We start from the raw sequence: 12,541 nt of genomic DNA, 5'->3' as shown, positions 1-12,541 counted from the left end.
GTCAGAGCTCCGCGAACTTGGTCAGCAGGCCGAGGCCGACGATGGTGACGAACCACGTCAGAGCCAGGACGACCGTGAAGCGGTTGAGGTTGCGCTCCGCGAGTCCGGAGGAACCCATCGCCGAGCTCATGCCGCCACCGAACATGTCGGAGAGACCGCCGCCGCGACCCTTGTGGAGCAGGATGAGCAGGGTCAGCAGGAGGCTGGTGACGCCCAGGAGCACCTGCAGGACGAACTCGAGAATCTGCACTGTCGAAAGCCTTTCGCGAGCGGCCTGGTCGACCGCACAAGCGTCAAGTATAGAGGGAGGGGGCGCGGACGCACGGATGCCCGCGGCGAGGCGCCGCGGGCATCGGTGAGCGTCAGACGCCGACGTGCTTCTGGAACCGGATGATCGCGGCGAACTCGTCGACGACGAGGCTCGCACCGCCTACCAGGGCACCGTCGACGTCGGGCTCGCGCATGAAGCCGGCGATGTTGCCCGACTTCACCGAACCGCCGTACAGCACGCGCGTGCGGGAGGCGGCGTCAGCACCGAGCTTGTCGGCGACGACCGCGCGGAGCTTCGCGCAGACCTCCTGCGCCTGGTCGGGCGTCGCGGCCTGACCGGAGCCGATCGCCCAAACGGGCTCATACGCGACGACGATGTCGGCATCCGCCGACACACCCTCGAGTGCGACCTCGAGCTGCCCGACCGGAACGGCGCTGGCGCCGAACTTCTCGAGGTCGTCCGAGGTCTCGCCGACGCAGATCACGGGCACGAGGCCGTGGCGCAACGCCGCCTGCGTCTTCGCCGCGATGACCTCGTCGCTCTCGTGATGGAACTGACGACGCTCGGAGTGCCCGATGATGACGTACTTCGCGTCGAGTTTGGCGAGGAACTGGCCCGAGATCTCCCCGGTGTACGCACCGGAGTCGTGGGCCGAGAGGTCCTGCCCGCCGAGGGCGAACTCGATCTTGTCGGCGTCGAGGAGGGTCTGCACCGTGCGCAGGTCGGTGTACGGCGGGAACACCGCGACCTCGACGCTGCCCTTGTCGTGCTTCGCCTCCTTCAACGTCCAGTGCAGCTTTTGGACGAACGCGACCGCCTGCAGGTGGTCGAGGTTCATCTTCCAGTTGCCGGCGATGAGAGGGGTTCTGGTCACTGCCATCCGAGGACCTCCAGTCCGGGGAGCTTCTTGCCTTCGAGGAACTCCAGGCTCGCGCCGCCACCGGTGGAGATGTGGCCGAACGCCTCGTCCGCGAAACCGAGCTGACGCACGGCTGCGGCGGAGTCGCCGCCGCCGACGACACTGAGGCCGTCGACCTCGGTGAGCGCCTGGGCGACGGTCTTGGTGCCGGCTTCGAACGCCTTCATCTCGAACACGCCCATCGGGCCGTTCCAGAAGACGGTGCGCGAACCGCGGATCGCGTCGGCGAAGATCTCCGCCGTGCGGGGTCCGATGTCGAGTCCCAGTCCGGACGCACCGAAGTCGGTGTCCTCCAGGGCCTGGGCGTCGGCGACGACGTGCTCGGCGTCCGCCGAGAACGACGCTGCGACGACGGCATCGACGGGGAGGACGATCTCGACGCCGCGCTCCTTCGCCGTGGCGAGGTAGCCCTTCACGGTGTCGATCTGGTCCTTCTCGAGCAGGCTCGCGCCGACCTGGTACCCCTCGGCGACGAGGAAGGTGAACATCATGCCGCCGCCGACGAGAAGCTTGTCCACGCGGGGCAGCAGGTGTTCGATGACGCCGAGCTTGTCGCTGACTTTCGATCCGCCGAGCACGACCGTGTAGGGGCGCTCGGGGTTCTCGGTCAGACGGTCGAGGACCTCGAGCTCCTTCTGGATGAGCAGGCCCGCGGCCGAGGGCACCAGCTGGGCGAGATCGTAAACGCTCGCCTGCTTGCGGTGCACGACGCCGAAACCGTCGGAGACGAGGGCGTCGCCGAGACCGGCGAGCTCTCGCGCGAAGGCCTGACGCTCGGACTCGTCCTTCGAGGTCTCCCCCGCGTTGAAGCGCAGGTTCTCGATGACGGCGACCTCACCGTTCTCGAGCGAGCCGACGGCATCCTGAGCCGACTCGCCGACCGTGTCGCGCGCGAACGCGACCGGCTGGCCCAGCAGTTCGGACAGGCGCTGCGCGACCGGCTCGAGTGAGTACTTCGGGTCGGGCGCCCCGTCGGGGCGGCCCAGGTGCGAACACACGACCACACGCGCGCCGGCGTTGATCAGTGCGTTGAGAGTAGGAAGCGACGCGCGCACGCGGCCATCGTCCGTGATGACGCCGTCCTTGAGGGGGACGTTCAGATCACAACGGACGATGACGCGCGTGCCGGCGAGCGACCCCAGCGAATCGAGGGTGCGCAGAGCCATGAAGGGTTACAGGCGCTCGGCGACGTACTCGGTGAGGTCGACGAGGCGGTTGGAGTAACCCCACTCGTTGTCGTACCACGACGAGACCTTGACGAGGTTGCCGCTGACGTTGGTCAGCTCCGCGTCGAAGATCGACGAGTGCGGGTTGCCCTGGATGTCGCTCGAGACGATCGGGTCTTCGGTGTACTGCAGGATGCCATTGAGGCGGCCCTCGGCGGCGGCCTTCTTGTAGACCTCGTTGACCTGGTCGACCGTCAGACCGTCGGTGGGCGTGATGATGGTGAGGTCGACGATCGAGCCGGTGGGCACCGGCACGCGGTACGACGAGCCGCTGAGCTTGCCGTTGAGCTCGGGCAGCACCAGGCCGATGGCCTTGGCGGCACCGGTCGAGGCGGGGACGATGTTGATCGCCGCACCGCGGGCACGACGGAGGTCGCTGTGCGGGCCGTCCTGCAGGTTCTGGTCGGCCGTGTAGGCGTGAGCGGTCATCATGAAGCCGCGCTCGATGCCGAACGCCTCTTCGAAGACCTGGGCCAGCGGCGCGAGGCAGTTCGTGGTGCACGACGCGTTGGAGATGATGACGTCGGTCTCGGGGTTGTAGGTCTCTTCGTTGACGCCCATGACGATGGTCGCGTCGTCACCCGTGGCGGGAGCCGAGATGAGCACCTTCTTGGCACCACCCGTGATGTGCTTCTTGGCGTCTTCCGCCTTGGTGAAGCGACCGGTCGACTCGATGACGATGTCGACACCCAGCTCGCCCCAGGGGAGGTTGGCGGGGTCGCGCTCTTCGAAGACCTTGATGGTCTTGTCGCCGACGGTGATGGAGTCAGCGGTGTACGAGACGTCCTCGGTCAGCACGCCGCCGACGGAGTCGTACTTGAGGAGGTGCGCCAGCGACTTGTTGTCGGTGAGGTCGTTCACCGCCACGATTTCGAGGTCGGCCCCCTGCGCGAGAGCCGCGCGGAGGTAGTTGCGTCCGATACGGCCGAAGCCGTTGATTCCGATCTTGACGGTCACGGAATTTCTCCTGAATCAGTTGTGCGCGATATGCGCGTGATTGCGGTGTTCGCTGGCGGACAACGGCGTCCCGGCGGAGTGCCCACCGGGACGCCCACGCCGTTTACGACAGTACCAGCAGACCCGCGGTCTTCTCGCGGGCGGCGGTGAAGCGCTGCTGGGCGTCGGCCCAGTTCGCGATGTTCCAGAACGCCTTGACGTAGTCGGCGCGCACGTTCTTGTAGTCGAGGTAGTACGCGTGCTCCCAGACGTCGAGCAGGAGGATCGGGACGGTGCCCGCGACGATCTGACCCTGCTGGTCGAAGAACTGCTGGATCACGAGGTTCTCACCGATCGAGTCCCAGAAGAGTCCGGCCCAGCCGGAGCCCTGCACGCCGAGAGCGGCGGCGGTGAACTGCGCGCGGAACGCATCGAACGAGCCGAACTGGTCGTCGATCGCCGACTCGAGGTCGCCGGTGGGCTTGTCGCCGCCGTTGGGCGAGAGGTTCGTCCAGAAGATCGAGTGGTTCGTGTGGCCGCCGAGGTTGAACGCGAGGTCCTTCTGCAGACGGTTGATGTTGGCGAAATCGCCCTTCTCGCGCGCTTCGGCGAGCAGGTCGAGGGTGGTGTTCGCGCCGTTGACGTAGGTCTGGTGGTGCTTGCTGTGGTGCAGCTCCATGATCGTCGCACTGATGTGCGGCTCCAGGGCCGAGTAGTCGTAGGGCAGTTCGGGCAGCGTGTACTTCGCCATGATCTCAACTTCCGAATCGGGCGCCGCCGGGACCTCTCCGCCGAGACGACGTGCGAGGAACCGCGCAGCGAGGGTGACGTCTTCATCCTATTGAGGGGTAACGCCCGACCCACAGGGTTGCTTCCCCGGATGACGGAAGGTAGCGCCCGCCGCGTCGGGCGCAGGCGGGATCGGATGCCGCGGACAACGGCATCCGGAGGATGCCCGCGCACGGCACATCCACGCCGTCTCCGCCGCGGGAGCGGTGCACGCCGAAGCAGAGCGCGCGGGAGCGGAGCGCGCGGGAGCGGAGCGCGCGAGAGCGGATCGCGCGGATGCCGCGGATCACGGCATCCGAAGGGGTCTCAGTCCTCGGCGCCCATCGGCACGGCGGCCTCGGTGCCCGGGATGCCCTCGACCTCGGCCTTCTTGTCGGCCATCGCCAGCAAGCGGCGGATGCGTCCGGCCACGGCGTCTTTCGTGAGGGGCGGGTCGGCGTGGTGCCCGAGCTCGTCGAGGCTCGCGTCGCGGTGCGCCAGGCGTAGCTCGCCGGCCTGCTGCAGGTGGTCGGGGACCTCGTCGCCGAGGATCTCGAGCGCGCGCTCCACCCGGGCGCAGGCGGCCACGGCGGCCTGGGCCGAGCGGCGGAGGTTGGCGTCGTCGAAGTTGACGAGGCGGTTCACGCCGGCGCGCACCTCGCGGCGCTGACGCATCTGGTCCCACTCCCCCGCGGTCCGGCGGGCGCCCATCTCGTACAGCGCGCCACGGATCGCCTCGCCGTCGCGCACCACGACGCGCGGAACCCCGCGCACCTCGCGGGCCTTGGCCGGGATGCCGATGCGGTGACCGGCACCGACGAGCGCCATCGCCGCCTCGGACGACGGGCACGAGATCTCCAGGGCCGCGGACCGGCCCGGATCGCTCAGCGAGCCGCTCGCCAGAAACGCTCCGCGCCAGATGGCGCTGAGGTCGGGCCGCGAGCCCGTGGTCAGCTTGTTGGGAAGACCGCGCACCGGGCGGCGACGCTGATCGAGCAGTCCCGTCTGGCGTGCGAGGGTCTCGCCGGCCTCGATGACGCGCACGGCGTAGTAACCCCCGGTACGACCCCCGGAGCCCTGCACGTGGTGCAGTTCGGGACGCACGCCGTACAACTCCACGAGGTCGCGGGCGACCCGACGCGCGAGGACGTCGGAGTCGAGTTCGGCCTCGACGGCGACGCGGTTGGCGATGGAGTGCAGACCACCGGAGAAGCGCAGGAGGGCCGTGAGCTCGGCGACGCGCGCGGTCGGGCGCGGGTCGCGAACGGTGATGAGTTCGGCCTTCACGTCGGCGGTCAGCGGCACGGTTCTCCTCGGGTGGGGGGCGGCGGGGGCGACGGTACAGCCTACTCGCGACCGAGGTCGCGATGAGCCACGCGGACGGCCACCCCGGGAACATCGGCCAGACGTGCAGCCAGCTCCCGCGCCATCACCACCGAGCGATGCTTGCCGCCGGTGCAGCCCACCGCCACGACCGAATGCCGCTTGTTCTCGCGCTGATACCCGTCCAGCACCGGGCGGAGTGCGGCCGCGTAGGCGTCGAGGAATTCCGACGCCCCCGTTTGGCCCAGCACGTATTCCCGCACCAGGGGGTCTTCGCCCGTGAGGGGGCGGAGGTCTTCGTTCCAGAACGGGTTCGGTAGGAAGCGCATGTCGGCGACGAGGTCGACGTCGGGCGGCAGCCCGTACTTGAAACCGAAGCTCATGAGCGTGACGGTGTGGCGCGCGGCACCCTCTTCACCGAACAGTGTCACGGTGCGCAGCGACAGCTGGTGCACGTTCAGACCCGAGGTGTCGATCACCATGTCGGCGGCCTCCCGCAGGGGCGCGAGACGCTCGCGTTCGCGTCGGATGCCGTCGACGATGGTGCCGTCGCCCTGCAGGGGATGCGGTCGGCGCACGGCCTCGAACCGGCGCACGAGCACCGCGTCGCTGGCATCCAGGAAGACGACCCGCACTTGACGACCCGCCTGCAGTGCGCGCATCGCCTCGGGCAGGTCGCTGAACAGCGATCGGCCGCGCACATCGACCACGACGGCCACCCGGGGCACCGCACCGCCCGCGAGCTCGGTGAGCTCGAGCAACGGCCGCAGCATCTGAGGCGGCAGGTTGTCGACGACGTACCAATCGAGGTCCTCGAGGGCGTTGGCGACGGTGGACCGCCCGGCCCCCGACATGCCGGTGACGATCAGCACCTCACCTGGCTCGTCGCGTTCCGGCTCCATGGGCGTGGCCTCCCGTCGTGTCGTCACAGCCTACCGAGCCAGGTGCGAGTGAATCGCCTCAGCGAGCGCCGGACCGATCCCGGGAAGAGCCGTGATCTCGTCGGGACTGGCGTCTTTGAGCGCTGAGACCGACCCGAAGTGCCGGAGCAACGCCTTGATGCGGGTGTCGCCGAGCCCGGGGACCTCCGCGAGCACGCTCGTGATGTCGCGCTTTCGACGCTTGCGCTGGTGCACGATGGCGAAACGGTGGGCCTCGTCGCGCAGGCGCTGCAGCAGATAGAGCGCCTCCGAGGTGCGCGGCAGGATGACCGGGTAGTCCTCCCCCGGCAGCCACACCTCTTCGAGCCGCTTGGCGATGCCGCACAGCGCGATCTCCTCGTGCCCCGCGTCGGCGAGCGCCCGGGCCGCCGCCGCGACCTGCGGCTGACCGCCGTCGACGACGAGCAGTTGTGGCCGGTACGCGAAGCGCGGGCGTTTGCGCGCGGTCACGACGTCGCCGTCGGCGGTGGCCTGATCGGAGTCGGGGTCGGCGATGATCGCGCCCCCGACGGTCTCGGGCTCGATCTCCTCGGGCCGGTCGAGGTAGGCGAGTCGTCTCGTGAGCACCTGATACATCGAGTCGGTGTCGTCGGTGGTCTCGGCGACGCCGAACGAGCGGTATTGATCTTTTCGCGGCAGCCCGTCTTCGAAGACGACCATGGATGCCACGACGTTGGTGCCGGCGAGGTGCGACACGTCGAAGCACTCGATGCGCAGCGGTGCCTCGGTCATGCCGAGCGCCTCCTGCAGATCGGTCAGGGCCTGCGAGCGGGCGACGTAATCGCTCGTGCGGCGCGTCTTGTGCAGCATGAGCGCCTGCTGCGCGTTCAGCGTGGCCGTCTTCAGCAGGTCGGACTTACGTCCGCGCTGGGCCACCTGCAGGGTGACCGGGCGCCCGCGACGCTCACGCAGCCATGCTTCGAGCTGCTCGGCGTCGTCGGGGAGCTCGGGCACGAGCACCTGCCGCGGGATATCAGCGGCATCCGCATCGCCGTAGGTGCGCTGCAGCACCTGATCGACGAGCTCGGCGCCCGAGATGTCGATCTCTTTCTCGATCGTCGTCGCGCGCACACCGCGCACACGGCCGCCGCGTACGACGAAGTGCTGCACGGTCGCGGCGAGCTCGTCTTCGGCGATGCCGAACAGGTCGGCGTCGGTGTCGGATCCCAGCACCAGGGCGCTCTTGCCGAGCACGGCGTCGATGGCCTGCAGGCGGTCGCGGTAGTGTGCGGCCGACTCGTAGTCCATCGCGGCCGAGGCCTCTTTCATGCGCGCGGTGAGGTCGCGCGCGAAGCGCTGGTCGCCGCCCGACATGAACGCGATGAAGTCGTTGACCACGGCCCGGTGCTCGTCGATCGTGACCTTCATCGAGCACGGCCCGCCGCAGCGGCCGATCTGCCCCGGGAAGCACGGACGCCCCGACGCCATCGCCTTCTTGTAGGACGAGTCGCTGCACGTGCGGATGGGGAAGACCTTGATCATCAGGTCGATCGTGTCGTGCACCGCCCACACCTTGGGGTACGGGCCGAAGTACTTCGCGCCGCGGATCTTGTGGTTGCGGGTCACGATCACCCGCGGCGCCTCATCGGCGAGGGTGATCGCCATGAAGGGGTACGACTTGTCGTCGCGATAGCGCACGTTGAAGGGCGGGTCGAACTCCTTGATCCACATGTACTCCAGCTGGAGCGAGTCGACGTCGCTCGGCACGACCGTCCACTCGACGCTCGCCGCGGTGGTCACCATCCGGCGCGTCCGCTCGTGCAACGAATACAGCGGAGCGAAGTAGTTCGACAGTCGCGCCCTCAGGTTCTTGGCCTTGCCGACGTACAGCACCCGCCCCTCGGCATCCCGGAACCGATACACCCCCGGATTGGTGGGGATCTCTCCGGCCTTGGGTCGGTAGGGCAGGTGCGACATCCGTTCTCGGGATGCCACGGGTCAGCCCGCCGCGCTCACGAGCTCCCGCTCGGCGCTGTCCGCGTCGAGCGAGGGGGCGTTGCGCTGCGTCCCTGTGCGCCCGGTCTCGAGGAGCTCGGCGAGGAAGGCGCCGGTGTGGCTGCCCTCGACCTTCGCAACCTGTTCGGGAGTGCCGGTCGCCACGATCGTGCCGCCGCCGGCGCCGCCCTCGGGCCCGAGGTCGATCACCCAGTCGCTGCTCTTGATGACGTCGAGGTTGTGCTCGATGACGATGACCGAGTTGCCCTTGTCGACGAGGCCATTCAGCACCTTAAGCAGCAAGGACACGTCCTCGAAGTGCAGACCCGTCGTCGGCTCGTCGAGCACGTAGATGGACCGGCCGTTGCTGCGGCGCTGGAGCTCGGTGGCGAGCTTGACGCGCTGGGCCTCACCCCCCGAGAGGGTCGTGGCCGACTGGCCGAGCCGGACGTAGCCGAGACCGACGTCGACCAAGGTCTTGAGGTAGCGGTGGATCGCCTGGATGGGCTCGAAGAACTCCGCGGCCTCCGAGATCGGCATCTCGAGCACCTCGGCGATGTTCTTGCCCTTGTAGTGCACCGACAGGGTGTCGCGGTTGTAGCGCTTGCCGTGGCAGACCTCGCAGTCGACGTACACGTCGGGCAGGAAGTTCATCTCGATCTTCAACGTGCCGTCGCCCGAGCACGCCTCGCAACGGCCGCCCTTGACGTTGAAGCTGAATCTGCCGGCCTGGTAGCCGCGGACCTTCGCCTCGGGGGTCTCGCTGAACAGCGTGCGGATGCGGTCGAAGACGCCCGTGTAGGTCGCCGGGTTCGAGCGCGGCGTGCGGCCGATGGGGGCCTGGTCGACGTGCACGACCTTGTCGAGGTTGTCGAGACCGGTCACGCGGGTGTGCTTGCCGGGGACGCGGCGCGCGCCGTTCAGCTTCGAGGCGAGGACCTCGTACAGGATGCCGTTGACCAGCGTCGACTTGCCCGATCCGCTCACGCCGGTCACCGCCGTGAGGACACCGAGGGGGAAGTCGACCGTGACGTTCTGCAGGTTGTTCTCGCGTGCGCCGACGACGGTGACCTGGCGCTTCTTGTCGATCTTGCGTCGTTTCTTCGGCGCCTCGATCGCGCGACGGCCCGAGAGGTATGCGCCGGTGAGGGAGCTCTCGTCGGTCAGCAATTCGGCGAGGGGCCCGGAGTGCACGACGTTGCCGCCGTCTACGCCGGCGCGGGGTCCGATGTCGACGACCCAGTCGGCCGCGTGGATGGTCTCTTCGTCGTGCTCCACGACGATGAGGGTGTTGCCGAGGTCGCGGAGGGTCTCGAGCGTCTGGATCAGACGACGGTTGTCACGCTGGTGGAGTCCGATGGAGGGCTCGTCGAGAACGTACAGCACGCCCGTGAGGCCCGAGCCGATCTGCGTGGCGAGGCGGATACGTTGCGCCTCGCCGCCCGACAGGGTGCCGGCCGCTCGCCCGAGGCTGAGGTAATTGAGCCCCACCTGCAGGAGGAAGTCGAGGCGCGCGCGGATCTCGCGCAGCACCGCCGCAGCGATGGTGGCCTCGCGGTCGGTGAGAGTGAGTTCCGAGAAGAACTCGCGGGCGTCGGAGAGGCTCATGCGGGATGCGGCGGCGATGGAGGTGCCGTCGACGAGCACGGCGAGCACCTCGGGCTTGAGGCGGTCGCCGTCGCACACGGCGCACGGGACCTCGCGGAGGTACTCCGACCAGCGCTGGCGCTGCGCGTCGGACTCCGCCTGCAGGTACTGACGCTCGATGTAGGGCACGACACCCTCGAACCCCGAGGAGTAACGCATCTCACGGCCATAGCGGTTCTTCCACTTGACCGTGACCTTGTAGTTCTCGCCGCGCAGCACCGCCTGCTGCACGTCGTGCGTCAGCTTCTTCCACGGGGTGTCGAGCGAGAAGTCAAGATCACGGGCCAGACCCTCGAGGAGGCGCTCGTAGTACTGGAAGAGGCCCTTGCCCTGCGTCGTCCACGGCAGGATGGCGCCGTCGCGGATCGACAGCTCCTCGTCGCCGAGCATGAGGTCGACGTCGACCGACATGCGCGTTCCGAGACCCGAACAGACCGGGCAGGCGCCGAAGGGGGCGTTGAACGAGAACGTACGCGGTTCGATCTCGGTGAGCTGCAGCGGGTGCCCGTTGGGGCAGGACAGCTTCTCGGAGAACGACTGCCAGGCGTCGTCGCCCTCTTCGTCGACATAGTTCACCTGCATGATGCCGCCCGCGAGACCCATCGCCGTTTCGACCGAATCGGTGACGCGGCTGAGGTTGTCTCCGGATGCCACGAGCCGGTCGACGACGACGGCGATGTCGTGCTTGTAGCTCTTCTTCAGCGTCGGCGGCTCGGCCAACTGGATCAAGTCGCCGTCGACGACGGCGCGCGCGTAGCCCTTCGCACTGAGCTCCTTGAAAAGGTCGACGAACTCGCCCTTCTTCTGCGTGACGACCGGGGCGACGATCTGGTAGCGGGTGCGCTCCGGCAGCTCCATCAGCTGGTCGGCGATCTGTTGGATCGTCTGACGCTGGATGCGCGCACCGCAGTCGGGGCAGTGGGGTACGCCGACGCGCGCCCAGAGCAGACGCATGTAGTCGTGGATCTCGGTGATCGTGCCGACCGTCGAGCGGGGGTTGCGGTTGGTCGATTTCTGGTCGATCGAGACCGCCGGGCTGAGACCCTCGATGAAGTCGACGTCGGGTCGATCGACCTGCCCGAGGAACTGGCGCGCATAGGCGCTCAACGACTCGACGTAGCGGCGCTGACCCTCGGCGAAGATCGTGTCGAATGCGAGGCTCGACTTGCCCGAGCCGGACAGGCCGGTGAAGACGACGAGGGAATCGCGTGGGATGTCGAGGTCGACGTTCTTGAGGTTGTGCACGCGCGCGCCACGCACACTGAGCTTTCCGCTCGTACCTGAGGTGGCGGGCGAGGTGGGCGAAGAAACGGGAACGATCGGCACGTGTTAAGTCTAGGTCGGGCCTCCGACATCGGCCCCGGGTTCGCCCCGGGCGCACGGATGTGCGAGAGTGCGGCGACGCGAGGCGGGCTTCATTCCCCCGCGCGGGCGCCCCCGGCGAAGGGCGCGAGACCGTCGCGGAGCGCGATCAGCGCTTCCTCCGAGACGCCCACTCGCGCCATGATCTGGCCGGGGACGGCGAGTGCGGATTCGCGCAGCGCGCGCCCCTCGTCGGTGAGCGCGATGTCGAGCACCCGCTCGTCGTCGGTGCGGCGGGTGCGATCGACGCGTCCCTGCGTCTCGAGGCGTTTGACCAGGGGCGACAGCGTGGCCGGTTCCATCGCGAGCTCGGCGGCCAGCGCCCCGAGAGTGCGCGGCGATCGCTCCCACAGGGCGAGCATTACCAGGTACTGCGGATGCGTCAGGCCGAGTGGCTCGAGCACGGGACGGTAGATCGAGACGATGTTGCGGGCGGCGGTGACGAGGGCGAAGCACACCTGGCTCTCCAGCCTCAACGGATCCTGCACGCGCGACCTCCTTAATCGTTAGTACACTAATAATCATGACACGAAAGGATTCCGATCGCCCACCGCTCCGCGAGCGCGTGCGCGAGGCGGGCGGGTGGTATCAGTACCTGAACACACGTCTCATCCGCGTCGCCGGACCCGCTTCGGTCGGCCCCTACGAGACGACCCCGGAGCCGATCCGCACGGGTCGCCCCTGCCCCCTGTGCGGTCACCCGATGACGGAGCACAGCGTCGACCGATCCGGGCCGAAGCCCCTGCTGCACTGCCCCTGACACCGTGAGCGTGCCGGTCGGTCGTCACCCCAGCTGCGGGCGCCCCGCCTCGTCCAATGGCCACCCCGGGTTGACGGCGACCTCCCACGGGTGACCGTCGGGGTCGATGAAGACCCCGGAGTACCCGCCCCACGGCGTCGGTGCACCCGCGCGCGCCAGTCGCGCACCCGCTGCCACGGCGTCGGCCAGGACGGTGTCGACTTTCTCCGCCTCGAGGACGTTGTGGGCCAGGGTCACGCCACCCCATCCGCCGCTGTCGTCGACGCCCGAATCCGCCGCCAGTTCGTCGCGACCCCACAGGGCCAGCACGAGGCCGCCCGTGTCGAAGAATGCGACTTCGCCATCGACGGATGTCGGATGCGCCGTCCATCCCAGGGCACGGTAGAAGGCGATCGAGCGCGAGAGGTCGCGAACTCCGAGGGTGACGAGGGTGATCCGTTGGTCCATGTGCGG

The 12,541-nt window shown here is 68.4% G+C and carries 12 protein-coding genes; 1 reads left to right on the top strand and 11 read right to left on the bottom strand.

Annotated elements, in window-relative coordinates; all coding sequences use genetic code 11:
• Window position 1: 1 nt before the first annotated feature.
• The 10 genes from secG to ACXKZF_RS06500 all read right to left on the bottom strand — a co-directional run bounded on the left by secG (window position 2) and on the right by ACXKZF_RS06500 (window position 11,816).
• Entirely contained in the window at window positions 2-250 is a 249-nt protein-coding gene (gene secG / locus ACXKZF_RS06545) for a preprotein translocase subunit SecG (protein WP_055955190.1), read from the bottom strand.
• Between the two features lie 112 nt (window positions 251-362).
• Window positions 363-1,151, bottom strand: a complete 789-nt coding sequence (tpiA, locus tag ACXKZF_RS06540; RefSeq protein WP_055955193.1) for a triose-phosphate isomerase — start codon at window positions 1,149-1,151, stop codon at window positions 363-365.
• Window positions 1,142-2,356: a phosphoglycerate kinase gene (locus ACXKZF_RS06535; RefSeq protein WP_488985749.1), complete on the bottom strand. Its 1,215-nt coding sequence runs from the start codon at window positions 2,354-2,356 to the stop codon at window positions 1,142-1,144. The genes tpiA and ACXKZF_RS06535 overlap by 10 nt, the downstream gene beginning before the upstream one ends.
• 6 nt (window positions 2,357-2,362) lie before the next feature.
• On the bottom strand, window positions 2,363-3,373 hold the full coding sequence (gene gap / locus ACXKZF_RS06530; RefSeq protein ID WP_055955199.1) for a type I glyceraldehyde-3-phosphate dehydrogenase: 1,011 nt from the start codon (window positions 3,371-3,373) through the stop codon (window positions 2,363-2,365).
• 103 nt (window positions 3,374-3,476) lie between these two features.
• The gene (locus ACXKZF_RS06525; RefSeq protein WP_055955202.1) at window positions 3,477-4,103 is read right to left on the bottom strand and encodes a superoxide dismutase; all 627 of its coding nucleotides are present in this window, start codon (window positions 4,101-4,103) and stop codon (window positions 3,477-3,479) included.
• Between the two features lie 344 nt (window positions 4,104-4,447).
• A complete protein-coding gene (gene whiA / locus ACXKZF_RS06520; protein WP_055955205.1) occupies window positions 4,448-5,425 on the bottom strand; it encodes a DNA-binding protein WhiA in 978 nt (325 codons plus the stop codon).
• A 41-nt stretch (window positions 5,426-5,466) separates the two neighbouring features.
• Window positions 5,467-6,345, bottom strand: a complete 879-nt coding sequence (rapZ, locus tag ACXKZF_RS06515) for an RNase adapter RapZ (protein ID WP_055955207.1) — start codon at window positions 6,343-6,345, stop codon at window positions 5,467-5,469.
• 30 nt (window positions 6,346-6,375) lie between these two features.
• Window positions 6,376-8,301 carry an excinuclease ABC subunit UvrC gene (gene uvrC / locus ACXKZF_RS06510; protein ID WP_488985748.1) on the bottom strand — a complete coding sequence of 642 codons (1,926 nt, stop codon included), beginning with the start codon at window positions 8,299-8,301 and terminating at the stop codon, window positions 6,376-6,378.
• Between the two features lie 21 nt (window positions 8,302-8,322).
• Window positions 8,323-11,292 (bottom strand): excinuclease ABC subunit UvrA, encoded by a 2,970-nt coding sequence (gene uvrA / locus ACXKZF_RS06505; protein ID WP_488985747.1) that lies wholly within the window; start codon window positions 11,290-11,292, stop codon window positions 8,323-8,325.
• An 89-nt stretch (window positions 11,293-11,381) separates the two neighbouring features.
• Window positions 11,382-11,816 (bottom strand): MarR family winged helix-turn-helix transcriptional regulator, encoded by a 435-nt coding sequence (locus ACXKZF_RS06500; RefSeq protein WP_488985746.1) that lies wholly within the window; start codon window positions 11,814-11,816, stop codon window positions 11,382-11,384.
• Window positions 11,817-11,851: 35 nt separating this feature from the next.
• Between ACXKZF_RS06500 and ACXKZF_RS06495 the strand changes: the two genes are divergently transcribed.
• Window positions 11,852-12,088: a hypothetical protein gene (locus ACXKZF_RS06495; RefSeq protein WP_314451237.1), complete on the top strand. Its 237-nt coding sequence runs from the start codon at window positions 11,852-11,854 to the stop codon at window positions 12,086-12,088.
• 24 nt (window positions 12,089-12,112) lie between these two features.
• On the opposite strand, the gene ACXKZF_RS06490 is transcribed toward ACXKZF_RS06495, so the two are convergent.
• Window positions 12,113-12,535, bottom strand: a complete 423-nt coding sequence (locus ACXKZF_RS06490) for a VOC family protein (protein ID WP_488985745.1) — start codon at window positions 12,533-12,535, stop codon at window positions 12,113-12,115.
• Between the last annotated feature and the right edge of the window lie 6 nt (window positions 12,536-12,541).

The sequence above is a fragment of the Microbacterium sp. ABR10 genome (assembly GCF_057812175.1).
The sequence above is the reverse complement of the archived record's forward strand: the minus strand, read 5'-3'. Positions and strand labels throughout refer to the sequence as shown.

Excerpts from the sequence above, each read along its gene's own strand:
- rapZ (WP_055955207.1), bottom strand. The coding sequence starts at position 6,345 with ATGGAGCCGGAACGCGACGAGCCAGGTGAGGTGCTGATCGTCACCGGC.
- ACXKZF_RS06495 (WP_314451237.1), top strand. The coding sequence starts at position 11,852 with ATGACACGAAAGGATTCCGATCGCCCACCGCTCCGCGAGCGCGTGCGC.
- uvrC (WP_488985748.1), bottom strand. The coding sequence starts at position 8,301 with ATGTCGCACCTGCCCTACCGACCCAAGGCCGGAGAGATCCCCACCAAT.
- ACXKZF_RS06490 (WP_488985745.1), bottom strand. The coding sequence starts at position 12,535 with ATGGACCAACGGATCACCCTCGTCACCCTCGGAGTTCGCGACCTCTCG.
- ACXKZF_RS06525 (WP_055955202.1), bottom strand. The coding sequence starts at position 4,103 with ATGGCGAAGTACACGCTGCCCGAACTGCCCTACGACTACTCGGCCCTG.
- ACXKZF_RS06535 (WP_488985749.1), bottom strand. The coding sequence starts at position 2,356 with ATGGCTCTGCGCACCCTCGATTCGCTGGGGTCGCTCGCCGGCACGCGC.
- tpiA (WP_055955193.1), bottom strand. The coding sequence starts at position 1,151 with ATGGCAGTGACCAGAACCCCTCTCATCGCCGGCAACTGGAAGATGAAC.